We start from the raw sequence: 23767 nt of genomic DNA, 5'->3' as shown, positions 1-23767 counted from the left end.
TCAGCGATCTTAACGGTGCATATCACAGCATTTCAGGCATCTCGCCGGTACCTGTGACTCCAACGGGTCAGCGGACCGCCCGGCGTTCCGCACCTCAGGCGCCGTCGAGTCCGCATTCGGCCCAGATGACCTTGCCCTCCGGGGTGTAGCGCGTGCCCCAGCTCTGTGCCAGCTGCGCGACGAGGAACAGGCCACGGCCGCCCTCGTCGGTGCTGGCCGCCCGGCGCAGGTGCGGAGCGGTGTTGCTGGTGTCGGAGACCTCGCAGATCAGGCTGCGGTGGTGGAGCAGCCGTACCCGGATGGGCCCGGAACCGTGCCGGATGGCGTTGGTGACCAGCTCGCTGAGCATCAGTTCCGCGGCGAACGCGGCCTCGTCCAGCCCCCACTCGGCCAGCTGCCGGGTGGCGGAGGCGCGGACCTCGCTGACGAGGGCCGGGTCGGCGGGCAGGTCCCAGGTGGCGATGCGCCGGGGGTCGAGGGCGTGGGTGCGGGCGACGAGCAGGGCGATGTCGTCGCAGGGGTGGGCCGGCGCCACGGTGTCCAGGACCACCTGGCACGTCTCCTCGGGGGTGCGCTCCGGGTGGGCCAGTACCCCGCGCAGCTGGTCGAGGACCACGTCGACGTCGCGCTGCCGGTCCTCGATGAGCCCGTCCGTGTAGAGAACCAGCTGGCTGTCCTCGGGAAGGTGGATCTCTGCGGCTTCGAAGGGCAGGCCTCCGAGGCCGAGCGGGGGGCCGGGCGGCAGATCGGGGAACGACACGGCGCCGTCGGGGGCGACCAGCGCGGGCGGGGGATGACCGGCGCGGGCCATGGTGCACTGCTGCGAGGTCGGGTCGTAGACGGCGTACAGACAGGTCGCGCCGATGATGCCGGCGCCGTCGGCGGCGGGGTCCTCCCGGTCCAGGCGTCCCACGAGGTTGTCGAGGTGGATGAGGACCTCGTCCGGGGGGAAGTCGAGTTCGGCGAAGCTGCGGGCGGCGGTGCGCAGGCGGCCCATGGTGGCGGCGGAGAGCATGCCGTGGCCGACGACGTCGCCGACGAAGAGGCCGATGCGGGTGCCGGACAGGGGGATGACGTCGTACCAGTCGCCTCCGACATCGGACTCGGCGGGCAGATACCGGTGGGCGACCTCGACGGCGTCCTGGTCGGGCAGGCCGTGCGGGAGCAGGCTGCGCTGCAGAGCCAGGACCATGGTGCGTTCGTGCGTGTAGCGGCGGGCGTTGTCGATGGACAAGGCGGCGCGCGTGGCGAGTTCCTGGGCCAGCGACCGGTCGTCGTCCCCGAACGGGACCGAGTCCTGGGCGCGGTAGAAGCAGGCGACGCCGAGGACGACGCCGCGGGCGACCAGGGGTACCGCGATCAGGGACTGGACGTGGCTCAGCATCTGTTCGGAGTGCTCGGGGTCCTGCGCGAGCCAGCCCACGGCGGTCCGCAGATCCGGCTCCAGCACCGCCTGCCCGCCGGTCAGACATCGCAGTTGGGGCGCGGTCGGGCCGAAGTCGATCTGCTTGCCGACGGGACTGAACGGACAGTCGTCGCGGATGCCGTGGACCACCGCACGGCGCAGGTCACTGCGGGGGTCGGCGGCCTCCTCACCGCGCAGCACGGCCTCGGGCAGGTCGATGGTGACGTAGTCGGCCAGGCGCGGCACCGCGGTCTCGGCGAGTTCCTGTGCGGTGCGGCGCACGTCCAGCGTGGTGCCTATGCGGCCACTGGCCTCGGACAGCAGCTCCAGTCGGCGTCGCGCGGCCAGGGCGTACGTCCCCACGTGCGGCTCCCCCAGGAGCACGAGCCCCCGCGCGGAGGGCGGGAAGTCGTGGTGATCGTCCGTCGCGGCGTCGCCGCCGACGGCCGCGATGCCCTCGCCGGCCACGGCGAGACGGCCGGGCGCCGTGTCGTGAGGCGGGGTCACGGAGAGCTGCCCGGGAGCCGCAACGAAGGGAGCGGCCCCGGACCTCGGGACGACGGGCACGGCGGCAGGCTGGAGGGGAAGGTCTCGAGGCTCGTGGACCTGACGCGGGAGACGGAAGGGCTCGCGCGGTGCGGGTGGGCCGGGGAGGACGGCCTCGATCGCGAAGCCTTCCACACCGGAGGCACTCGTCATCGGACGGCTCACGAGGGTGACCCGCCTGCCGCCGGACAGGGACACGTCTACGGCGGCCCGCTGCGCGTCGGAGATCAGCTCGGCGGCCCGCTCCAGGAGGGTCTCGCGGTCACGGGGGTGCATTCCGAGGGCCAGTTCCTCCACTCCGACGCTGCGACGGAGGCCCGCGGCGGCCTCGGCTCCGGTGCCCAGGTACGCCCGCAGCAAAGCACGTTCACGCTCGGAACTCTGCCCGAGGAGCCGGCGCTCGATGGCCTCGGCGGCCCGGCGTATCACGGTCTCCAGTGCCGGGTTCTCGGCGGTGCGCGGATAGCCGAAGCACAGGACGCCCTCGATGCCACCGCTGAGCGGGTCGCGGACGGGAAGCGCGCGGCAGGCGCTGCCCTGGGAGCGTTCGGCGAAGTGCTCGGCGCCGTAGACCCGGATGAGCTGCCGCTCCGCCAGGGCCAGACCGATGCCGTTGGTGCCGGCGAACCGCTCGGCGAACACGAACCCCGGAACGCTCTGGATCGCCGGGAGCCTTCCGGCCAGCGACGCCTCCCCGAAACGGCGCAGGAGAACCCTCCCGCTCGCGTCGGCGAGCGAGATGTTCATCGAGCTGCCGGCGAACATGGACTGCAACCGGTCGAGCACCGGCACGGCTGCGCGGACGATCCGGGGGTCCGGATCGAAATCCTCCTCGAAGGGAAGGTCGGACTGGTCCGGCGAGAGGCCAAGGGACCGGCAGCGCCGCCAGGAGTTCAGGATCGACGTCCGCACACCCGTCTCGACCTGCTCGCCCTGCAGGAACCGCTCACGAAGACCGGCGGGACCCGTGCCGTCTGTCGCACTCCCCGTCGGTATGGGTTCGCCGCCCGACCGAACCACGCTCCGCCTCACTCACGCCTTCGACATTCCACACTTCGGAACTATTCGATAATCCGCACTTCGGAACTATCTGGCATTGACGAGGATACGGGCATTAGGGGCTTGAGTCACGGTTGGTAAGAACCCTCACGGTTGGTGACCGGCCGGGGCTGGTCGTCACAGGACCGCCTGGCGGATACCGGGGACGGCGGGAAGGTAGAGGAGCACACCCGTCGTGACGAGGCGCCCGAACGTCGCGACCGCGCCGAACCGGGCACCGGGCGCCGGGCACCGGGCGCATCGACGATCTCGTGTGCCGTTCGGCCGTCGTAGAGCTGCCGCGGTAGGCGATGTGGCAGAGGGCGTCGAGGTGGGCGCCATTGTCGTGGCATCGGACCGTCCCGGACCGCGCACGCCCGCGGTCCGCCGCATGCGGTCCGCCGTCACACGGTTCCAGGCCCCGCGGCCGACCGGGCCCGGCGGGCCCGTGTGCGCAGCGTCTCGAAGAGCACGGCGGGAGACGGCGGGCCCGTTGCCGACATCGACCGGCCCCGGAGTCCGGGCGTCCACGGGGTTCGAGCTCATCCGTACTCAACGCCTCGAAGCGGGCGGTCACCGCCTGCACGCCACCCGGCGCCGCCGGACGAGCGCGGACCCGGTCCGGCCGGAGTCAGTGTGCCTGCCGGGTCCGCTTGCGGTTCTCCTCGCGGATGGCGTCCAGCAGCTCCGACTTGCTCATGTGCGACCGGCCCTCGATGTCCAGCCGCTTGGCCACGTAGTACAGACGCTCCTTGGACGCCTGCTCGTCGACGCCCTCACCGCTGCGCGCCTCCTGCTCCCGCGGCCTGGCCGCCCGCGGGTCGGAGGGGCCTTTGCGGCCGCCCTCCTTGCGCTCCCAGTGGTCGCCGACCTTCTCGTACTTGTGCTTGAGCGCGCTGAAGGCCACGCGCTGGGATCGCTCACCCTCTCCGTACTGCTCGACGGCGGCGTCGTGCGCCTTGATCCAGGTGCGCTGCGCGTCTTCGGGTGAGCGCCCCAGCGTCGAGGGGAGCTCCTCACGTCCTGGCACAGTGATCACCTCCCATGCGAACGACGTCCGTGTATCCGCGGCGCCCGAGCCGAAACGGAAGGGTGCCAGGTGGCCGCAAATGTGGGCGAAAACACCCTGATCAGATGGCTCCCGTCATTTTCGGCGAGCGAGTCGGCCGACTATCGTTCCGGTCCCCGCCCCGATCGGGCGGACGGGAAGACCGCCCAGGGACACGAACGGACCGGCAGTGCTCGCAGATCTCTCGCCGATCATCGCGGCGACCACCACATGGCTGACGCATGCGTATCCGGCGGCCGGCGGTGCACTGGACCGCGCACTGGCCGAAGCGCAGGCCAGGCAGGCCGTGACGGCAGCGGCCAGGCTGCGCTACCCGGCGCCGATGGATGCCGAACTGGTCCTGATGGCGGGTCCCGGCGGCTCCGACCGCCTCGACTGGATCACGGGCGCGGACACGGCGCGCACCCACGACACGGGCACGGACGCCTGGCGCACCTGGGTGGACGAGGCGGTCGCCAGCTGGGCGGCATGCCTGCTCGCCGACGCCGATCTCGCCGGCCTGGCGATGGCCGCACTCGCCGCATGCCCGCACAGGGCGAGTTCGCCGGCGGAGTTCAGGCGGCTGGTCGCTCCGGACGCACGCGACCGGCAGGCGGCCGCACTGCTGCGCCACCCAGATCTCCTGGCACCGGTAGCCGACCTGTACCGCGCCGAACTCCGTGACCGTCTGGCACCGGGCCGCGCTCTGGCCGCCTGACGGCGGTCCAGGGTCAGTCCTTCTTTCCGCGGCCCGTCAGGGCATCACGCACACGGTCGACGAGCCCGGCCCCGGGAGCGAGGAGCTTGTTCGCCGGGGGCCTGTCCGGCGCGGACGGGTGCGGGCGGGTCGGGGCGATCTTCTTCGCCTGGCGGACCTTGTCGCCGAGGTCGTCGAGCTTGTCCGCCGGGCACGACCCGCTCAGCAGGGGGAAGAGGTTCTCCTCCTCGTCCGCGATGTGCGAGCGGACCTCGTTCATCAGCATCCCGATGAGCCGGTCGAACTCGGCTTGGTCGGCCTCACAGCTCTCCAGGTCCTTCATGATGTCCTCGGCCTTGGAGTGGTCGTCGATCTCCTTGTCGGCGATCGCGTCCCCGTCCGCCACGTACTTCCGAACGGCCGGGTAGAGGTACATCTCCTCGGCCACCGAGTGCCGCACGAGCTCCATCGTGGCCTGGTCGGCATAGAGCTTGCGGTCCTTCTCACCGAACGGCAGCGCCTCGATCCGGCCGAAGAGCTCCTCCACCTCCCGGTGGTCGTGGACCAGTTCGTTGATGACATTGCCTCCGTGTCCCATGGTCGTTACCTCCAAGCCGGTCGGGGTCGTCGGGTGCGGCCATCGGGTGCCGGGTGCCCTTGCCCGGCCCCGGGTAACGCGACCCGGCGGTCTCCGTCCCGCTCGGCCCAGGAAGCTCAGGCCAGGAAGCTCAGCCTCACCTGGCGGTTCGGGTTGTCCTTGTTCGTGTCCACCAGACACACCGACTGCCACGTCCCCAACTCCAGTCGGCCGCCCACCACGGGAAGGGTCGCGTGCGGCGGGACGAAGGCCGGGAGGACGTGGTCGCGGCCGTGTCCCGGGCTGCCGTGGCGGTGCTGCCAGCGGTCGTCGGCGGGGAGGAGGGTGTGCAGCGCGGCAAGGAGGTCGTCGTCGCTGCCCGCACCGGTCTCGATGACCGCGATGCCGGCGGTGGCGTGCGGGACGAAGATGTTGAGGAGACCGTCGCGGCCGGCGGCCGCCTCGCCCAGGAAGGCCTCGCAGTCTCGGGTGAGGTCGAAGACCCTTTCCCTGGAGCCGGTCGCGACGTTCAGGACTCGGGTGGTGAAGGCGTCTGACATGCCTCCATCCTGACCCATGCGGTCACACCCACCGGGAAGATCCACCACCTCGGCGCGGTTAGTAGAATCGTGAACAACATCGAGGCAGTCGTCATAGGCGCCGGACAGGCCGGCCTGTCCGGCGCCTATCACCTGCGGCGCGCGGGTTTCGAGCCGGACCGTGACTTCGTGGTCCTCGACCACTCCCCCGGCCCGGGCGGCGCCTGGCAGTTCCGGTGGCCGTCGCTGACGTACGGCAAGGTGCACGGGATGCACTCGCTGCCGGGCATGGAACTGACCGGCGCGGACCCCGAGCGCCGGTCGTCCGAGGTGATCGCCGAGTACTTCGCCACGTACGAGCGCACCTTCGACCTGCGGGTGCGGCGGCCGGTGGACGTGCGTGCCGTCCGGGAGGGGCCGGACGGGCGGTTGCTCGTCGAGACGTCCGACGGTGTCTGGGCCACACGGGCCCTGATCAACGCCACCGGCACTTGGGACCGCCCCTTCTGGCCGCGCTACCCCGGACAGGAGACCTTCCTGGGACGGCAGTTGCACACCGCGCAGTACCCGGGCCCCGAGGCGTTCGCCGGGCAGCGGGTGGTCGTCGTGGGCGGAGGCGCGTCCGGCACGCAGCATCTGCTGGAGATCGCCCCGTACGCGGCCGCCACCACCTGGGTCACCCGGCGGCCGCCCGTCTTCCGCGAGGGCCACTTCGGCGAGGAGGCGGGCCGCGCCGCGGTCGCCCTGGTCGAGGAGCGGGTCCGGCAGGGGCTGCCGCCGCGGAGCGTCGTCTCGGTGACCGGGCTGCCGTTGAACGACGCGATACGGCAGGGCCTGAAGGACGGCGTCCTCGACCGGCTGCCGATGTTCGACCGGATCACGCCCGACGGTGTGGAGTGGAGGGACGGGCGGCGCGTGGACGCCGACGTCATCCTGTGGGCGACCGGGTTCCGGGCCTCCATCGACCATCTCGCTCCGCTGCGACTGCGCGAGCCGGGCGGCGGGATCCGGGTCGACGGGACGCGTGCGGTGGCCGATCCACGGATCCATCTCGTCGGGTACGGGCCGTCGGCGAGCACCATCGGCGCCAACCGGGCCGGACGCGCTGCCGTACGGGACATCAGGCGGCTCCTCGCCCAGGAGCCGGTCGCCGCCTGACGGCCCGTCGCGTCACTTGGCGGCCGAGGCGCTCCGCTGGTTGCGGTTGAACTCGGCCACGTTGCGCTGGTGTTCGTCGTAGTCGGCCGTGAATCGCGTGTCGCCCGGCTTGACCGTGACGAAGTACAGCCAGTCGCCCGGCGTCGGATTGATCGCGGCGCGCATCGCGTCCTCGCCGGGGTTGTCGATCGGTGTGGGCGGCAGGCCCATGCGCTGGTAGGAGTTGTACGGGCTCTCGATCCGGGTGTCCTTCGCGGTCGTCTTCAGCGTGGAGCGGTTCAGCGCGTAGTTGATGGTGGAGTCCATCTGCAGCGGCATGCCGTGCTCGAGGCGGTTGAAGACGACGCGGGCCACCTTGCCCATGTCGTCCTTGGTGGCGGCCTCGGCCTGGACGATGCTCGCGATGGTGACGGCCTGGTAGATGTTCATCGCGTTGCGCTGGGCACCGGCGGCGAGCGGGGCGCCGCTGAACTTCTTGTTCGCCGTGTCGACCATGGCCGCCAGCAGCTTCTCCGGCGTCGCCTGCTTCTCGAGGGGATACGTCGCGGGGAAGAGGTAGCCCTCCGGGTTGCCCTCGGCGTCGTTCGGCAGCTTCAGGTCGACCTTCGGCAGCGACTTCCTGGTGGTGCCCGCGGGCAGGGCGAGGGCCTTGTCGACGGCCTCGTAGATCTGGCTCGCGCGCCAGCCCTCCGGGATCACCAGCGACGTGGGTCTGGCGGCCTCGCCACTCTCCAGGCTCAGCAGCGGCACCGCCACGGCGGTGCCGGCCACGACGGCTCCGGTCGCGACGAGAAGGAGACGCCCCCGGCGCGTCAGTCGAATCGTGCTCCGTGGCGGAGTGTTGGTCTGCATGCGGGCACGGTAACCCGCATAGCAGCACAAACCCGACATATCTTCATCTTGTCGACTCCAGTTGGGCGTCCCGGTGGACGAGGGTGGCGTACCGCCCGCCCTGCCCCAACAACTCCTCGTGCGTGCCCCGTTCGACCGCCCGGCCCGACTCGAGAACCACGATCTGGTCGGCGCCCCGAATGGTGGACAGGCGGTGCGCGATGGTGAGCGTGGTGCGGTTGGCCGAGAGCGCGTCGATGGCCTTCTGGACGGCGTGTTCCGTGCGGGTGTCCAGCGCGCTCGTCGCCTCGTCGAGGATCAGGACGGGTGGGTCGCGCAGGATGGTGCGCGCTATGGCGAGGCGCTGCTTCTCGCCGCCGGAGAAGCGATGACCGCGCTCGCCGACGATCGTGTCGTAGCCGTCGGGCAGGGAGGCGATGTGGTCGTGGATCTGGGCCGCGCGAGCCGCCGCATGAAGTTCCTCGTCGGTGGCGTCCGGCTTGGCGAAGCGGAGATTGTCGGCGACCGAGGCGTGGAAGAGGTACGTCTCCTGCGAGACGACGCCGACCGCGCGGGCGAGCGTGTCGAAGTCGAGGTCGCGGACGTCGACGCCGTCCAGGGTGACCCGGCCCTCCGTCACGTCGTACAGCCGCGGCACCAGATAGCCCAGCGTCGACTTGCCGGCGCCGGTCGGGCCGACGAGCGCGAGGCTGCCACCGGCGGGGACGGTGACGTCGATGCCGTCGAGGATCGGGCCGCTCTTGCCGTCGTAGTGGAACGCCACGTTCTCGAAGCGGACCTCGCCCTTGATCTGGTCCAGATGGACGGGGTCTTCCCGCTCGGTGATGTCGATGGGCAGGTCGAGGTACTCGAAGATGCGCTGGAAGAGGGCGAGCGAGGTCTGGATCTGGACGCCGGTCGACAGCAGGCTCACGGCCGGGCGGAACAGGCCCTGCTGGAGCGAGACGAAGGCGACGATGGTACCGAGGGAGACGTCCGGGCCGCCGAGTTGGAGGGCCAGCCCCGCGGTCCAGTAGATGACGGCCGGCATCGCGGACATCACGATCCCGATCACGGCCATGCGCCAGCGGCCGGCCATGTTCGACCGCACCTCGAGACCGACCAGGCTCTCCGACTCCTCGGCGAAGGACCGCGTGAGCGAGTCGGCGCGGCCCATGGTGCGCCCGAGCAGGATGCCGCTGACCGAGAGCGACTCGGTGACCGTGGCGGCCATCGCGGCCATCTGCTTCTGGCGCTGGGTGGTGATCTTCTTGCGTTCGTTGCCGACACGGCGGCTGATCCACACGAACACCGGGAGCAGGAGCAGAGAGACGACCGTCAGGCGCCAGTCGAGGGCGATCATCGCGATGATCGTGGCGACCACACTGGTGAAGTTGGAGACCAGAGAGGTGGCGGTGGAGGTCACGGTGGCCTGCATGCCGCCGATGTCGTTGGCGATGCGGGACTGGACCTCGCCGGTACGCGTGCGCGTGAAGAACGCGAGCGACATGCGCTGCAGCCTGCCGTAGACGGCCGTGCGCAGGTCGTGCATGACGCGCTGGCCGACCGTCGTGGAGATCAGGGTCTGCAGGACGCCGAAGACGCCGGCGAGGACCGCGCTGAGGATCATGCCGAGGGCGAGCAGGCTCAGCAGGCCCGTGCGCCCCTCGGGGATCGCGACGTCGAGCGTCTCCTTCAGCAGGAAGGGTGTGGCGACGGAGACGAGCGAGGAGGCGCCGACGAGCAGGCCGACGACGGCGAGACGGCCCCGGTAGGGGCGGAAGAGCTTCAGGATGCGGCGCACCTGCCGGGGCTGTTCCACGGCGTCGGCGGGCGGGCTCCAGGGGGCTGGGTTGTCGGGGTGCATGGGCTCCTACGGGAGGTGAGAGATCGAAGGCTTACGGAGCTTAGCTCATTGTTACCTATGCTCATAATGATCGGGGTCCTGATATTGTTCCCACATGAGCACCCCCGACCCCGACGGCCTGCTCGCCGAGCAGCTGCTGAGGTTCACCCGCCGCGTGCACCGCATCCAGAAGCGCCATCTGGCACAGGCCGACCTCGGTATCACCCCGGCCCAGTCCCGGCTGCTGCGCACGCTTGCGCACTACAGCGCGCCGCCCCGCATGGCCGATCTCGCCGAACGCCTGGAGGTGGTGCCCCGGGCCGTGACGACACTGGTCGACGGGCTGGAGGCGAGCGGGAAGGTGCGACGGGCCCCCGACCCGACCAACCGCCGGGTGATCCGGATCGAACTCACCGACGAGGGCCGCACGGCGCTGCGCGAGCTGCGGGGGGCGCGCCGCTCGGCCGCGCGGGAGATCCTCGCCCCGCTGACGGACGAGCAGCGCGAGCTGCTGGGGGACCTGCTGGACACGCTGATCGACGGGGCAGCGGCGCCGCACTGCTGAGCTCGGACACGGCAGCGGCCACCGCTTCGACTGCCGAAGCGGTGGCCGCTGCCGTGCTCGTACCGATCGTCAACCGGCCTCGCGGGCGGTCTCCTTGGCCGTCCGGGCCGGTACGGCGGCGGCCACCTCGGACTGCGGCTGCTCACGCTCCGACGTGTGCGGCTCCTCGTCCTCCACCGTGACCACGATCTCGCCGCCGAGCACCTTCTTCGCCCGGTCCGCGTCCAGCGCGCCCTCCCAGCGGGAGACCACGAGGACGGCGACACAGTTGCCCAGCAGGTTCGTGGCGACGCGCATCGAGTCCATGATGCGGTCCACACCGAGCAGCAGGGCGACGGCACCGGCGGGGATGACGCCGAGGGAGGACGCGGTCGCGGACAGGGCGAGGAAGGCCGAACCCGGCACGCCCGCCATGCCCTTGCTGGTCAGCATCAGCACCAGGACCACCGTGATCTGCTGGCTCAGACTGAGGTCCACGCCCACGGCCTGTGCGATGAACAGGGTGCCGATGGACAGGTAGATCGAGGCGCCGTCGAGGTTGAACGAGTAGCCGGTGGGCAGCACCAGGCCCACGGCGTCGTCGCGGCAGCCGGCCTTGCGCAGCTTCTGCATCAGGCGCGGCATGGCGACCTCGCTGGAGGCGGTGCCGAGCGCGAGCAGCATCTCCGAGCGGGAGTAGCGGACGAACTTCCACAGGCTCAGCCCGGTCAGCAGCTTCAGCGCGGCGGCCAGCAGGGCGAGGAACAGCGCGGCGACGACGTAGCAGAGGATGATCAGCTTGCCGTAGGTCTTGATCACGCCGAGGCCGTAGTTGCCCACCAGGTGGACCATCGCCCCGAAGACGGCGAGCGGGGCCAGCCGCATGACGAAGCCGATGACCGCGAAGATGACGTGCTGGGCCTGTTCGATCGCGGGCAGGACCTGAGGGACCTTGGTGCGCCCGAGGTGCAGCAGCGCGGCACCCACCAGGCAGGCCAGCACGAGGACCTGGAGCAGCGCGTTGTCGGCGAACGCGCCGACGAAACTGGTCGGGAGCGCGTTGACGATGAACTCGGTGGTCGAGGGCAGCGCACCCCCCTGTGTCTGCTGGTCGACCGCCGAGGCGTCGAGCTTCGACGGGTCGACGTGCATCCCGGAACCGGGCTGGACGACGTTGGCGGCGACGAGACCGATGAGCAGCGCGGCCGTGCTCGCGACCTCGAACCAGACGAGGGCCTTCAGCCCGATCCGGCCGAATGCCTTCAGGTCACCGGCCTTGGCGATGCCGACGACGACCACGCAGAACACGAGCGGTGAGATCACCGTCTTGATGAGCCGGGTGAAACCGTCGCCGAGCGGCTGGAAAGCCGTGGCCGAGTCCGGCCACAGCTTTCCGACGACGATGCCGAGCACAAGCGCGCAGGCGACCTGCGCGAAGAGTGAGGTACGCAGTATGCGTGCGACGCGTCGCGGCAGGGACGGTACGGACGGCGGCACGGTGCACTCCTTGGGGACGTCAGACTCGCAGAAGCCGAGGAGTGGACTTCTGCGATACGGAAAGCTGCTTCCGTGTTCGACACTCTGGAGGTTCTGTTGATCCCGTGGAAGACCTCCGTGTTGCCGCCGTGTAAATCAAGGCACGCGTGACACACCGCACACTGTCGGGCTCAGCAGAGCCTGCGGTCCTCGGCGAGCACGCCCTGAATGGTCGTCAACTTCCGGTCGTAGCACCCTTCCGAGCCGTAGAGCCGGTAGCGCTCGCCGGTCGTACCGACGGCATGACGCTGGTCGCGCGGCACGTTCACGGTGAACGTGGCGTCGCCCGTGTAGGTGTCGTCGAGCCGCGACCACGCGGTTCGCCGTCCTGCGCGCGTCTCCACGACCGCGGCGCGGTCGCCGAGGGTCAGCACGGTGCGCAGCCGGTCGTCCGTGCCGACCGTGGTGGTGCCGTTCATCGTGTACGTCCGCTGCGTGCGCGTCGTGCGGGCCGGTCCGCGTCCGTCGACGGTGACCGACTCGTCGTCCGTCCACCGGGCGTCGAGACCGTCCGTGTTCTCGCCGTCGGTCCAGCGGTGCGTGGAGGTGTTGGCCAGGCTGCGGCGGACGGTGGTCTTCACCCGGCCGTGCGAGGTGTCGACGTAACCGGCGACGGTCAGCCGGTGTCCGCCCTCGGTGTCCAGGCGGTGCTCCGAACCGGGCGTGTATATGGAGGAGTTGGTGAGATCGCCCTCCTGACGGGCGGTGAGCTTCCCGGTGACGCGCGCCTTTCCGGCGTCCTGCCAGACGAGCACGTTGACCGGGGCGCTCCAGCCGCTCTGCCCCTCGGGCACACCGGCGACGTCGACCTCGACGCGGTGCGGGCGGCCGTCGTTGAGAATCCCGGCGAAGGGGGTCAGGTCGTATTCGATGGGCTTGATGTCGAAGGCCCGCGGGCCGGGGACGACGTACCAGAGGAAGGGGTTGGACCAGCCGCCGGTCCACACGTGCGGGAACGGCGCGGCGATTCCGGCCAGTTGTCCGTCGACCTTGATCTGCACCTCGCGGTAGGGCCCGTTGTCGGCCTGACACGAGTACGGCGCTTCCTTCGGCACGGTCAGATACCAGTACTCCTCGCAGCCGCCGCCGGAGCCGGTGGCATACACCTCGGCGAGGATGCGCTCACTGTTGCGCGGGGTGGTGAGGGTCGTGCCGTCGGATCCGCCGGTGAGGGTCAGTACGCGGTCGGGCGCCGGGGCCCGGAGGCCTTCGTAGAAGGTGAGCGTGACCTTCACGTCGATGACACCGGTGTAGGTGTCGTCGACAACGTTGCCGATGAGCATCTCGACGTCCTGACTGCCGCGGAAGGTGTCGCTGTAACGCGTGACGTCCTTCTCGACGGACCACTCGATACCGTCGGGCGAAGGCTCGGGGGTCGAGGTACGGAAGATTTCGACTCCTCCGACGTGCAGGTAGCCCAGCCGGTCGAACTGCCGTCCCTTGACCTTGCCGTCGAGTCGCAGCACGACCTTGCTCCAGCGGTCGCCGCAGCCGTCCGGCGGCGTGTACGTGCCCCGGTACGGCGTGAAGTCGCGGAACTGCGCCTCCGCCACGGTGACCTGGCAGGACTTGGTGTGCGGCTTGGCGACGGGCGGGGCGGCGGTGATCGGGTCGTGCCAGTCGGTGCCGAACTCGGCGGGTATGTCGGCGGCTTGGGCCGGGCTCGTGCCGAGGAGGGCACCCGCCAGGAGGGCCGCAACGGTGAGCATGGACATGATGATTCTGCGTGTCATGCCCGGTGTTCTACGGGGAGTCGGGGCCCGCCGCAATGAGGCGTCGCCATCGGCCCACGCCTGCCCCGGTGCCCGGCGAACCACAGCCGGATCCATGCGCCGCCGTGGAAAACCGGTTGATTTTGACCACCCTCCGAGGCGAACCTTTCACGGTTTGTTGCCGCCTGCGGCCGCGGTTCGCGGCCGCCATCCACCCCCTGACACGAGCCACTGGGACGTCATGCAGATCCAAGACCTTCCGTATCCCGACCCTGGTGTGCCGGACGCGCGCTCGGGGCCTCGGTTCCTCTGGTGGCTCGGCCGGAATCAGCTGGGTGGCCAGTTCAAGTCGCTGGCCTGGGGACTGCTGCACTTCCTGTCAGTTTCCGCACAGCCGTTCTGTGTCGGGTTCGCCGTTGAGGCCGTCCTCGACCGTTCCGGCACACGGCTCGCCCTCGCGGGCGGGCTGATGGCCCTGGCCGCGGCCGGCACCGCGGTCGGCGACACCTTCCTGCACCGCGCCGCCGTCACCAACTGGATCACCGCGGCCGCCCGCGTCCAGCAACTGCTCGCCCGCAAGGCCGCGCAACTGGGCTCGGCCCTGACCCGCCGGGTCGCGGCCGGCGAGGTCGTGGCCGTCTCCACGGGCGACGTCGAGAAGATCGGCTGGTTCGTGGAGGCCGTGTCACGCTTCACCGCCGCCGCGCTCACCGTCGTCCTCGTCTGCATCGGCCTGGTCGTCTACCAGCCGGCGCTCGGCGTGGTCGTCGCCGTCGGCCTGCCCGTGCTGGCACTCGCGGTGCTGCCGCTGCTGCCCCGCGCGACCCGGCGTGCCGACTTCCAGCGCGAGAAGGCGGGCCGCGCCACCGAGCTGGCCTCGGACACCGTCGCTGGTCTCCGCGTGCTGCGCGGCATCGGCGGCGAGGACCTGTTCCTCGACCGCTACCGGCGCGCCTCCCAGGAGGTCCGGCAGGCGGCGGTCCGCAGCGCGCGCATGTGGTCCCTGATCTCCGCGATCCAGGTGCTGCTGCCCGGGCTCCTGCTGATCGCGGTCGTCTGGTACGGCGTCCACCTGGCCCGCCAGGGCCGGATCACCGTTGGCGAACTGGTCGCCGTCTACAGCTCGGTGATGGTCCTGACCTATCCGCTGCGGCACTTCGAGGAGATCGCCATGGCGTACTCCTTCTCGCGCCCCTCGGCCAAACGGGCGGCCGGCGTGCTGTCGCTGGAACGCGTCACCGACGTCGGCGGATCACGAGCGGCCGGTGTGCCCTCCGGAGACCTGTACGACCCGGGCACCGGACTGCTCGCGCCGGCGGGCCGGCTCACCGCTGTGGTCTGCGGCGACCCGGACGCGGCGGGACGGCTGGCGGAACGCCTGGGAGGGCACCCGGCGGAGGGAGGCCGCTCCGTACTGCTGGGCGGTGTGCCCCTGGACGAACTGCCGCTCGCCTCCGCACGCACGGCCGTACTCGTCCAGGACAAGGACCCGGTGCTCCTGTCCGGTTCGCTGCGCGAACTGCTCGACGTGCCCACGTCCGGCGACGTCGGCGCGGAGGACGCGTTGGCGGCCGCGCAGTGCGGGGACGTCCTGGACGCGCTCGTCCAGGGGTCGTTGGACGCGGCAGACCCCATGGACGCGCGCATCACCGAGCGCGGGCGCTCACTGTCGGGCGGCCAGCGCCAGCGGCTCGCGCTGGCCCGGTCGCTCATCACGGACCCGGAGGTGCTCGTCCTCGACGAGCCCACCTCCGCCGTCGACTCGCACACCGAGGCACGGATCGCGGAGGGCGTGCGTCGGTTGCGGACGGGGCGCACCACCGTGGTCTTCACCTCCTCCCCGCTGCTGCTGGACCGCGCGGACCGGGTCGTGCTCGTGCACGAGGGCGAGGTCACGGCCGTCGGCGCGCACCGCGAACTGCTGCACAGCGAACCGCGGTACCGGGCCGTGGTGACCCGGGAGACCGACGAGGAGGCCGCACTGAACGCCCGAGAGGCTGCTCTCAGCGGTGCGTTGAAGGAACTGGAAGAGATCGAGGAGACCGCATGATCGGCGTAGCGCCACCGGCGTACGACCCGGCGGCCCCGACGACGGCGAACACCCTGCCCGTCGGCGCCCCCGCCACCGTACGCGCCTATGTGGCCGAGCTGTTGCGCCGGCACCGCCGCGCCTTCCTGCTCCTCGTCGCCGTCAACACGGTCGCCACCGTGGCGTCGATGGTGGGCCCGTGGCTGCTCGGCGACCTCGTCGAGAGGGTGTCGGACGGAGCCCGGGAACTCCATCTGGGAATGACCGTCACGCTCTTCGTGCTCGCTCTCCTCGTCCAGGCCGCCTTCGTGCGGCAGGTGCGGCTGCGCGGCGCGATGCTCGGCGAGCGGATGCTGGCCGACCTGCGCGAGGACTTCCTCGTGCGGTCGGTCCGGCTGCCGCCGGGCGTTCTGGAGCGGGCCGGGACCGGCGACCTGCTCTCCCGTATCACCACCGACATCGACCGCCTCGCCAACGCGATGCGCGAGGCCGTGCCGCAGCTGACGATCGGCGTGATGTGGTCGGCGCTGCTGCTCGGCGGTCTGGTGGTCATGGCGCCACCGCTGGCACCCGCCGTGCTGGTGGCGGTGCCGCTGCTGGTGGTGGGCTGCCGCTGGTACTTCAAGCGGGCGCCGTCCGGCTACCGCTCGGAGGCCGCCGGGTACGCCGCCGTGGCCGCCGCCCTCGCGGAGACCGTGGACGCCGGGCGGACCGTCGAGGCCCACCGCCTCGGCGACCGCCGGGTCGAAGTGTCGGAGCTGAGGATCAGGCAGTGGACGGCCTGGGAGCGCTACACGCTGTGGCTGCGCTCTGTGCTCTTCCCGGTGATCAACGTCGTCCATGTGACGGTGCTCGGCTCGGTGCTGATGCTCGGCGGGGTGTTCGTCCTGCAGGGCTGGATCGGGATCGGCCAGCTGACGACGGGCGCGCTGATCGCGCAGATGCTCGTCGACCCCGTGAACCTGATCCTGCGCTGGTACGACGAGCTGCAGGTGGCACAGGTGTCGCTGGCCCGGCTGGTCGGCGTCCGGGACATCGAGCCGGACGCCGGCGACGGCGAGCTGGCCCCCGACGGGCGTGACGTGCTCGCGGACCGGGTGCACTTCGGCTACCGCGAAGGTGTGGACGTACTGCGCAAGGTCTCCCTGGAGGTCGCGCCCGGGACCCGGCTGGCGCTGGTCGGCCCCTCGGGCGCGGGCAAGTCCACGCTCGGCCGTCTGCTGGCCGGCATCTACGGGCCCCGGCACGGCCGGATCACCCTGGGTGGTGCGGAGCTGTCCCGGATGACGGCCGAGCGGGTCCGCTCGCACGTCGCCCTGGTCAACCAGGAACACCACGTCTTCGTGGGTTCCCTGCGCGACAACTTGCGGCTTGCTCGCACGGGGGCGGAGGACGCCGAGCTGTGGGCGGCCCTGGGCGCCGTCGACGCGGACGACTGGGCGCGTGCGCTGGACGACGGCCTGGACACCGAGGTCGGCTCGGGCGGAGTCGCGCTCACACCGGCCCAGGCCCAGCAGATCGCGTTGGCCCGGCTGGTGCTGGCCGACCCGCACACGCTGGTCCTCGACGAGGCGACCTCGCTGCTCGACCCGCGTGCGGCCCGCCATCTGGAGCGGTCCCTGGCCCGCGTCCTCGACGGCCGCACGGTGGTCGCCATCGCCCACCGTCTGCACACGGCCCACGACGCGGACGTCATCGCCGTCGTGGAGAACGGCCGGATCAGCGAGCTGGGCAGTCATGACGAGCTGGTCGCGGCGGACGGCGCGTACGCGGCGCTGTGGCGGTCCTGGCACGGGTGACCGGGGGAGATCCGGGGGCTGCCGTACCGCTTCACCGGGGCTGCCGTGCCGCTTCACCGGGGGCTGCCGTGCGGCTTCAGCGGAAGACGTGCGGCAGCCTCCCTCCGGCTCGGCAGGCGTCCCCGCCGTCGCCGCCGCAGTCGGCAGCGCCGGGCGGGCGGCGTCCGGCTCGGTGCCCGTCCTGCCCGTGGGAGCGGTGATCCGCGGGCAGTTCTCCGCGGTCGGTGCCCCTGAGGCGTGCGCCGGTCTCCGTGATGAGACTGCCCGTGCCGTTGCGCGGTGCCGAACGGGGGTGGAAGGCTGGATACCGGCACCGGCTCGGGGAGCACCCGGTTCGCGCCGGGCGCGGTCCGTGCCCCGCGGCGGCGGCCCGCCGACCGCGGTGGGACCGGGCTTGGCCTCACCCCCTGGAGGTACCCGTGAACAGCGCCGACGGATGGGGAGACGACGTCTACCAGCCCGACGCGTCCGAGATCCAGGACGACTCGGGGCTCCTCGACGTCGAGGACACGCTGGAGAACGACGGCGTCGGGGACCCGCTCGACCGTGGCTGGTCCCCTCCGGAGCGACCGTGGGCCGTGGAACACATCGGCGTGACGGCGGCGGAGCGCCGGCAGGGCGAGACGCTGGACCAGCGGCTCGCGGAGGAGCTGCCGGACCCCGGTGTGCCCGACGGCGACGACCTCGGCGACTGCGAGGGCACCGACGGGGAACTGCTGGACAACGAGGTCGGTGCCGCCCGCTCCGGCCGGCTCGTGGCGCCGGACGAGGGGGCGCACGAGGACGAGGAGAGCGCGCTGATCGCCACGGACGTGGGCATCGACGGTGCGGCAGCCTCCGCCGAGGAGGCCGCGATGCACATCGTCGACGAGGACGCCCTGTCCGGCTGACCCACCCCGTGCCGTTTGCGAGCCGCGGGCCCCGCCGCCGCACGAGGAGCCGCCATGCAGCAGGACAAGCACCCCGACTACCACCCCGTCGTCTTCCGTGACCGGGCCGCCGGCTACGCCTTCCTCACCCGGTCCACCGCGACCAGCGACCAGACCATCGAGTGGGACGACGGCGAGAGCTACCCGGTCGTGGACGTGGAGATCTCCTCCGAGAGTCACCCCTTCCACACCGGCACGGCTCGCACCGTGGACACGGAGGGCCGCATCGCCCGGTTCGAGCGGCGCTACGGCGAGGGCGGAGCGACCTGAGCCGTCACCGTCGCCGGCGGCGTGCGTCAGATGACATTGAGCGCGGCCGCGGCGCCCACTCCGCCGAGCACCATGAACACCGGCATCAGCACCCTCAGCTCGACCCAGCTGCCCGCCCGGAACCGCATGGCCTTCGGCGGGCCGATCGGGTACCAGCGCTTGCGGCCCACCGGTATGGGCCACAGGATCGGGCAGCCGGAGACGGTCAGCGCGTCGCCGATGTCGTGCACCAGGGCCCCCAGCACGATCGGCAGTCCCAGCCAGAGATACTCCTGGCCCGGAGCCGTGAACAACCAGTCCGAGCCGTTTCCGGGCTTGTCCAGGACACCCGCGAGGATCCACGCGGTGGTGGCGGCCAGCAGCCACACGAGGACGTCGCTGCTGGAACCGCGGGCCGCCCGCCACAGCAGCCCCTCGATCGCCAGCACCATGTGTACGAAGAGGATCGCCAGCACCGCCCAGCGGCCGCCGGTGATCGCCACGGCGGAGGTCCCCGCACCGATCAGCGCCGCCCACAGCCAGGTGTGCGTGAGCGTCCGGTGCCCGCCGGAGCGGCGCGGGTCGCCCTGCTTCCTCGTGGCCTTGTAGACGGCGTACGAGAGCTTGTCGACGATCTCGCACAGCCACCTGGAGAGCGGGCCGAAGGACCGGGAGATGGTCGCTGCCTTGTGGTCGAGGTCCGGGGCGAGCGCGGCACCGGCGCAGATCAGCGCCCCACAGAGGAGGACCGGCCAGGGCATCGGGTGCCCGGCCGCGGCGGCCGCCGCTCCGACGCCGAGCCAGGCCGCGGCGCCCGACAGTGAGTGTGCTGGTCCCATCATGGCCGTTGCCCGCCCCATTCCTCGTGTGCCGCTGTCCAGTTGACCGGGTGCGATGACGCTCCGTCGGCGACACAGCGTAGCGGTCGTGATCTTCGGGCCGGCATGCGATTCCCCCATCGGGTGTGCGGGCAGGCAAGATGGGGGCGTGACCCTCATCGATCAGCTGCCGCCGACCGCCGACCCCGACGCCCTCTACGAAGCCTTCGAGTCGTGGGCCCAGGAGCGCGGTCTCACGCTCTACCCCCATCAGGAGGAGGCGCTGATCGAGGTGGTCTCCGGCGCGAACGTGATCGTGTCGACGCCCACCGGCTCCGGCAAGAGCATGATCGCCGCGGGTGCGCACTTCGCCGCGCTGGCCCGTGACGAGGTCACCTTCTACACCGCTCCGATCAAGGCGCTGGTCTCGGAGAAGTTCTTCGAGCTCTGCAAGATCTTCGGCACGGAGAACGTCGGCATGCTCACCGGCGACGCGTCCGTCAACGCCGACGCCCCGGTCATCTGCTGCACCGCCGAGGTGCTCGCGTCGATCGCGCTGCGCGACGGCAGGAACGCGGACGTGGGCCAGGTCGTCATGGACGAGTTCCACTTCTACGCCGAGGGCGACCGCGGCTGGGCCTGGCAGATCCCCCTTCTTGAGCTTCCTCAGGCGCAGTTCATCCTCATGTCGGCCACGCTCGGCGACGTCTCCTTCTTCGAGAAGGACCTCAGCCGCCGCACCAAACGGCCCACCACGGTGGTCCGCTCCGCCACCCGGCCGGTGCCGCTCTCCTACGAGTACCGGTACACCCCGCTCACGGAGACACTCACCGATCTGCTCGAGACCAAGCAGGCCCCGGTGTACATCGTGCACTTCACGCAGGCGCAGGCCGTGGAGCGGGCGCAGGCGCTGATGAGCATCAACATGTGCACGCGTGAGGAGAAGGAGCAGATCGCCGAGCTGATCGGCAACTTCCGCTTCACCACCAAGTTCGGCCGTAACCTCTCCCGTTATGTGCGCCACGGCATCGGCGTCCATCACGCCGGCATGCTGCCCAAGTACCGGCGTCTGGTGGAGAAGCTGGCGCAGGCCGGCCTGCTGAAGGTCATCTGCGGCACGGACACCCTCGGTGTCGGCGTGAACGTCCCCATCCGCACCGTCCTGTTCACGGCCCTGACCAAGTACGACGGCAACCGCGTCCGCACCCTGCGCGCCCGTGAGTTCCACCAGATCGCGGGTCGTGCCGGGCGCGCGGGCTTCGACACGGCGGGCTTCGTCGTGGCCCAGGCGCCGGAGCACGTCATCGAGAACGAGAAGGCTCTCGCCAAGGCGGGAGACGACCCGAAGAAGCGCCGGAAGGTGGTCCGCAAGAAGGCACCGGAGGGCTTCGTCGCCTGGACGGAGAACACCTTCGAGAAGCTCATCGAGTCCGAACCGGAGCCGCTGACGTCCCGTTTCCGGGTGACGCACACGATGCTGCTGTCGGTGATCGCCCGGCCCGGCAACGCCTTCGAGGCGATGCGCAGCCTGCTGGAGGACAACCACGAGCCGCGCAGGCAGCAGCTGAGGCACATCCGCCGGGCGATCGCGATCTATCGCTCGCTGCTCGACGGCGGCATCGTGGAGAAACTCGACGCGCCGGACGCCGAGGGCCGTATCGTCCGCCTCACCGTGGACCTCCAGCAGGACTTCGCCCTCAACCAGCCGCTGTCCACCTTCGCGCTCGCCGCGTTCGAGCTCCTCGATCCCGAATCGCCGTCCTACGCCCTGGACATGGTGTCCGTCGTGGAGTCCACTCTGGACGACCCGCGGCAGATCCTCGTCGCCCAGCTGAACAAGGCGAAGGGCGAGGCCGTGGCCGCGATGAAGGCAGACGGCGTCGAGTACGAGGAGCGCATGGAGCGCCTCCAGGACATCACGTACCCGAAGCCCCTGGAGGAGTTGCTCTTCCACGCGTACAACACGTACCGCAAGAGCCATCCCTGGGTCGGCGACCATCCCCTGTCCCCGAAGTCCGTCATCCGGGACATGTACGAACGCGCGCTGTCCTTCACGGAGTTGGTGTCCTTCTACGAACTGGCCCGCACCGAGGGCATCGTGCTGCGCTACCTCGCCAGCGCCTACAAGGCCCTCGACCACAACATCCCGGACGACCTCAAGTCCGAGGATCTCCAGGACCTGATCGAGTGGCTCGGCGAGATGGTGCGCCAGGTCGACTCCAGCCTCCTGGACGAGTGGGAGCAGCTCGCCAACCCGGAGGAGATGACGGCCGAGGAGGCCCAGGAGAAGGCCGACGAGGTCAAGCCGGTCACCACCAACGCGCGCGCGTTCCGCGTGCTCGTCCGCAACGCCATGTTCCGCCGCGTGGAGCTCGCCGCCCTCGACCAGGTCGAGGAACTCGGCGAGATGGACGCGGAGTCCGGATGGGACGCCCAGGCCTGGGGCGATGCGATGGACAAGTACTGGGACGAGTACGACGACCTCGGCACCGGCCCGGACGCCCGGGGCCCCAAGCTGCTCGTCATCGAGCAGGAGCCGCAGAACGGTCTGTGGCGTGTCCGGCAGATCTTCGACGACCCCAACGGCGATCACGACTGGGGCATCAGCGCGGAGGTCGACCTGGCGGCCTCCGACGCCGAGGGTCGCGCCGTCGTCCGTGTCACCGACGTCGGCCAGCTGTGAGCCAAGGAGAATCCCACCCATGACGAACCCGGCCGAGAGGCTCGTCGACCTGCTCGACCTGGAGCAGATCGAGGTCAACATCTTCCGTGGCCGCAGCCCCCAGGAGTCCCTGCAGCGGGTCTTCGGCGGCCAGGTCGCGGGCCAGGCACTGGTGGCCGCAGGGCGCACCACGGACGGCGACCGGCCGGTGCACTCGCTGCACGCGTACTTCCTGCGCCCGGGCCGGCCGGGCGTGCCGATCGTGTACCAGGTCGAGCGGGTGCGGGACGGACGGTCGTTCACGACCCGCCGGGTCACCGCCGTGCAGCAGGGCCGCACGATCTTCAATCTCACCGCCTCCTTTCACAAGCCTGAGGAAGGATCCTTCGAGCACCAGCTGCCGCCGGCCCGCAAGGTCCCGGACCCGGAGTCCCTGCCGACGGTCACGGAGGAGGTCCGGGAGCATCTGGGCGCGCTGCCCGAGCAGTTGGAGCGCATGGCACGCCGTCAGCCCTTCGACATCCGCTACGTGGACCGGCTGCGCTGGAGCGCCGAGGACGTCACGGGCGCCGAGCCGCGCAGCGCCGTGTGGATGCGCGCGGTCGGGCCGCTCGGCGACGACCCCCTGGTGCACACCTGCGCACTGACCTACGCGAGTGACATGACCCTCCTGGACGCGGTCCGCATCCCCGTCGAACCTCTGTGGGGTCCGCGGAACTTCGACATGGCGTCGCTGGACCACGCGATGTGGTTCCACCGCCCGTTCCGCGCGGACGAGTGGTTCCTCTACGACCAGGAGTCGCCGATCGCCACCGGCGGCCGGGGCCTCGCCCGTGGGCGGATCTACGATCTGGAGGGACGGCTGCTGGTGTCCGTCGTCCAGGAAGGCCTGTTCAGGGCTCTGTAGTCAAGAGTCTCTCCGGCGCAACCAGCCCAACAGACCGCGGGTTCGCTCGGGTTGACCGTGCGGCCTCTGTTCCCCCGCGGAGTGCGGCGGGCTGGGCCTCGGGACCGGACGGGGCGCGGGTCGGTGCAGGCGCGCCTCCTCGAGCGCTCGGGTGAGGTCGGCCCTCAGCCAGCTGATCTCGTCCGGGTCGTCCGCCGTCATGATCCGCTCTGCGAGGTGGGCGGCGGGCGAACCCGGGGCGCCGTGGGCGGGCGGTCCCGGCCGGAACCGGTTCAGATGGGCCCGCTCATAGGGGTCCTGCGCGATCTCCGCGATCTGAACGGGGTCGAGCAGGGCGGCCACGGCACCGGCGCGCTCCCATGGGTCCTCGGCCTGCCGCAGCAGGAATCCCAGGTGCCGTCCCCGCCAGTTGCGGGGCCGCAGGTCCAGGCCGGTGGCCAGTTGGCCCCGGAGCGTTTCCGGTGTACGGCCGCTCAGCAGCCGGGCGTTCTCGTTCCCGGCGGCGAACTGCTCGATTTCCTCGGCCAGATACATCCAGACGACCGCGCGGTAGCGGTTCAGGTAGAAGGTCACCGGAACCACAAGACCCAGACGGGCCAGGCGGGTGAACCTGCCCGGTGTCACTTCCAGGATGGCCGCGCCGTCCGTGGTGCCCACGGTCCGGACCCTGTCGCGCAGGGCTTCGGGGAAGCCGTCCTCCGAGCGCAACCGCTCGATCTCCGCGGGCGCGACGCGCCGTCCCCCGCCCCCTTCGTCAGGTACGGTCCGGATGCGCCCGAGGTGCACGGCGAGGTCGAACTCGCTTCGCCTGAGCCCCAGTTCCCTCGCGGCGCGACTCGGCGCGCAGGACGAGCGGTGCGGTTTCGTGAGAGTGCTGGCCTTACCCGGCATCGTTTC

General features: G+C 70.9%; 19 protein-coding genes. 9 read left to right on the top strand and 10 right to left on the bottom strand.

Annotated features, from left to right (window positions below; all coding sequences use genetic code 11):
• Nucleotides 1-94: 94 nt before the first annotated feature.
• Complete coding sequence (locus ABZO29_RS39215) at nt 95-2971, bottom strand: SpoIIE family protein phosphatase (protein ID WP_367324948.1); 2877 nt, start codon at nt 2969-2971, stop codon at nt 95-97.
• 649 nt (nt 2972-3620) lie between these two features.
• Nucleotides 3621-4019 (bottom strand): ChaB family protein, encoded by a 399-nt coding sequence (locus tag ABZO29_RS39210; protein ID WP_367324947.1) that lies wholly within the window; start codon nt 4017-4019, stop codon nt 3621-3623.
• Nucleotides 4020-4227: 208 nt separating this feature from the next.
• Here ABZO29_RS39210 and ABZO29_RS39205 point away from each other — a divergent pair, with 208 nt between their 5' ends.
• Complete coding sequence (locus ABZO29_RS39205) at nt 4228-4755, top strand: hypothetical protein (RefSeq protein WP_367324946.1); 528 nt, start codon at nt 4228-4230, stop codon at nt 4753-4755.
• A gap of 13 nt (nt 4756-4768) precedes the next feature.
• Here the strand turns inward: ABZO29_RS39205 and ABZO29_RS39200 are convergent, their stop codons facing one another.
• Both ABZO29_RS39200 and ABZO29_RS39195 read right to left on the bottom strand, forming a co-directional pair.
• Nucleotides 4769-5332, bottom strand: a complete 564-nt coding sequence (locus ABZO29_RS39200; RefSeq protein ID WP_367324945.1) for a hemerythrin domain-containing protein — start codon at nt 5330-5332, stop codon at nt 4769-4771.
• A gap of 116 nt (nt 5333-5448) precedes the next feature.
• Nucleotides 5449-5871 (bottom strand): YjbQ family protein, encoded by a 423-nt coding sequence (locus tag ABZO29_RS39195; RefSeq protein ID WP_367324944.1) that lies wholly within the window; start codon nt 5869-5871, stop codon nt 5449-5451.
• A 69-nt stretch (nt 5872-5940) separates the two neighbouring features.
• Here ABZO29_RS39195 and ABZO29_RS39190 point away from each other — a divergent pair, with 69 nt between their 5' ends.
• Entirely contained in the window at nt 5941-7008 is a 1068-nt protein-coding gene (locus ABZO29_RS39190; RefSeq protein WP_367324943.1) for an NAD(P)-binding domain-containing protein, read from the top strand.
• A 12-nt stretch (nt 7009-7020) separates the two neighbouring features.
• On the opposite strand, the gene mltG is transcribed toward ABZO29_RS39190, so the two are convergent.
• On the bottom strand, nt 7021-7860 hold the full coding sequence (gene mltG / locus ABZO29_RS39185) for an endolytic transglycosylase MltG (RefSeq protein WP_367324942.1): 840 nt from the start codon (nt 7858-7860) through the stop codon (nt 7021-7023).
• A 43-nt stretch (nt 7861-7903) separates the two neighbouring features.
• Complete coding sequence (locus ABZO29_RS39180; RefSeq protein ID WP_367324941.1) at nt 7904-9706, bottom strand: ABC transporter ATP-binding protein; 1803 nt, start codon at nt 9704-9706, stop codon at nt 7904-7906.
• Between the two features lie 94 nt (nt 9707-9800).
• Here ABZO29_RS39180 and ABZO29_RS39175 point away from each other — a divergent pair, with 94 nt between their 5' ends.
• Nucleotides 9801-10250, top strand: a complete 450-nt coding sequence (locus ABZO29_RS39175) for a MarR family winged helix-turn-helix transcriptional regulator (RefSeq protein WP_367324940.1) — start codon at nt 9801-9803, stop codon at nt 10248-10250.
• A gap of 69 nt (nt 10251-10319) precedes the next feature.
• Here ABZO29_RS39175 and ABZO29_RS39170 read toward each other — a convergent pair whose 3' ends face one another.
• Both ABZO29_RS39170 and ABZO29_RS39165 read right to left on the bottom strand, forming a co-directional pair.
• The gene (locus ABZO29_RS39170; RefSeq protein WP_367324939.1) at nt 10320-11726 is read right to left on the bottom strand and encodes a cation:dicarboxylase symporter family transporter; all 1407 of its coding nucleotides are present in this window, start codon (nt 11724-11726) and stop codon (nt 10320-10322) included.
• A gap of 170 nt (nt 11727-11896) precedes the next feature.
• Entirely contained in the window at nt 11897-13498 is a 1602-nt protein-coding gene (locus ABZO29_RS39165) for a peptide-N4-asparagine amidase (protein ID WP_367324938.1), read from the bottom strand.
• Nucleotides 13499-13718: 220 nt separating this feature from the next.
• On the opposite strand from ABZO29_RS39165, the gene ABZO29_RS39160 reads away from it, so the two are divergent.
• From ABZO29_RS39160 to ABZO29_RS39145, 4 genes are all read left to right on the top strand, one after another.
• Nucleotides 13719-15527, top strand: coding sequence for an ABC transporter ATP-binding protein (locus ABZO29_RS39160; RefSeq protein ID WP_367324937.1), 1809 nt, complete (start codon nt 13719-13721; stop codon nt 15525-15527).
• The gene (locus tag ABZO29_RS39155) at nt 15524-17305 is read left to right on the top strand and encodes an ABC transporter ATP-binding protein (RefSeq protein WP_367324936.1); all 1782 of its coding nucleotides are present in this window, start codon (nt 15524-15526) and stop codon (nt 17303-17305) included. The genes ABZO29_RS39160 and ABZO29_RS39155 overlap by 4 nt, the downstream gene beginning before the upstream one ends.
• 419 nt (nt 17306-17724) lie before the next feature.
• Nucleotides 17725-18195: a DUF5709 domain-containing protein gene (locus ABZO29_RS39150; RefSeq protein ID WP_367324935.1), complete on the top strand. Its 471-nt coding sequence runs from the start codon at nt 17725-17727 to the stop codon at nt 18193-18195.
• A 54-nt stretch (nt 18196-18249) separates the two neighbouring features.
• Nucleotides 18250-18504, top strand: a complete 255-nt coding sequence (locus ABZO29_RS39145; RefSeq protein WP_367324934.1) for a type B 50S ribosomal protein L31 — start codon at nt 18250-18252, stop codon at nt 18502-18504.
• 26 nt (nt 18505-18530) lie between these two features.
• On the opposite strand, the gene ABZO29_RS39140 is transcribed toward ABZO29_RS39145, so the two are convergent.
• Nucleotides 18531-19325, bottom strand: coding sequence for a metal-dependent hydrolase (locus ABZO29_RS39140; RefSeq protein ID WP_367324933.1), 795 nt, complete (start codon nt 19323-19325; stop codon nt 18531-18533).
• Nucleotides 19326-19470: 145 nt separating this feature from the next.
• On the opposite strand from ABZO29_RS39140, the gene ABZO29_RS39135 reads away from it, so the two are divergent.
• Together ABZO29_RS39135 and ABZO29_RS39130 are read left to right on the top strand one after the other, a co-directional pair.
• A complete protein-coding gene (locus tag ABZO29_RS39135; RefSeq protein WP_367324932.1) occupies nt 19471-21984 on the top strand; it encodes a DEAD/DEAH box helicase in 2514 nt (837 codons plus the stop codon).
• A 19-nt stretch (nt 21985-22003) separates the two neighbouring features.
• A complete protein-coding gene (locus tag ABZO29_RS39130; protein ID WP_367324931.1) occupies nt 22004-22870 on the top strand; it encodes an acyl-CoA thioesterase in 867 nt (288 codons plus the stop codon).
• Here ABZO29_RS39130 and ABZO29_RS39125 read toward each other — a convergent pair whose 3' ends face one another.
• Nucleotides 22871-23761: a DUF6397 family protein gene (locus ABZO29_RS39125; protein ID WP_367324930.1), complete on the bottom strand. Its 891-nt coding sequence runs from the start codon at nt 23759-23761 to the stop codon at nt 22871-22873. It abuts the gene before it with no gap.
• Nucleotides 23762-23767: the final 6 nt, after the last annotated feature.

The organism is Streptomyces sp. HUAS ZL42, from assembly GCF_040782645.1.
GTDB lineage: Bacteria > Actinomycetota > Actinomycetes > Streptomycetales > Streptomycetaceae > Streptomyces.
This window is presented reverse-complemented; position numbering and strand designations above follow the sequence as displayed.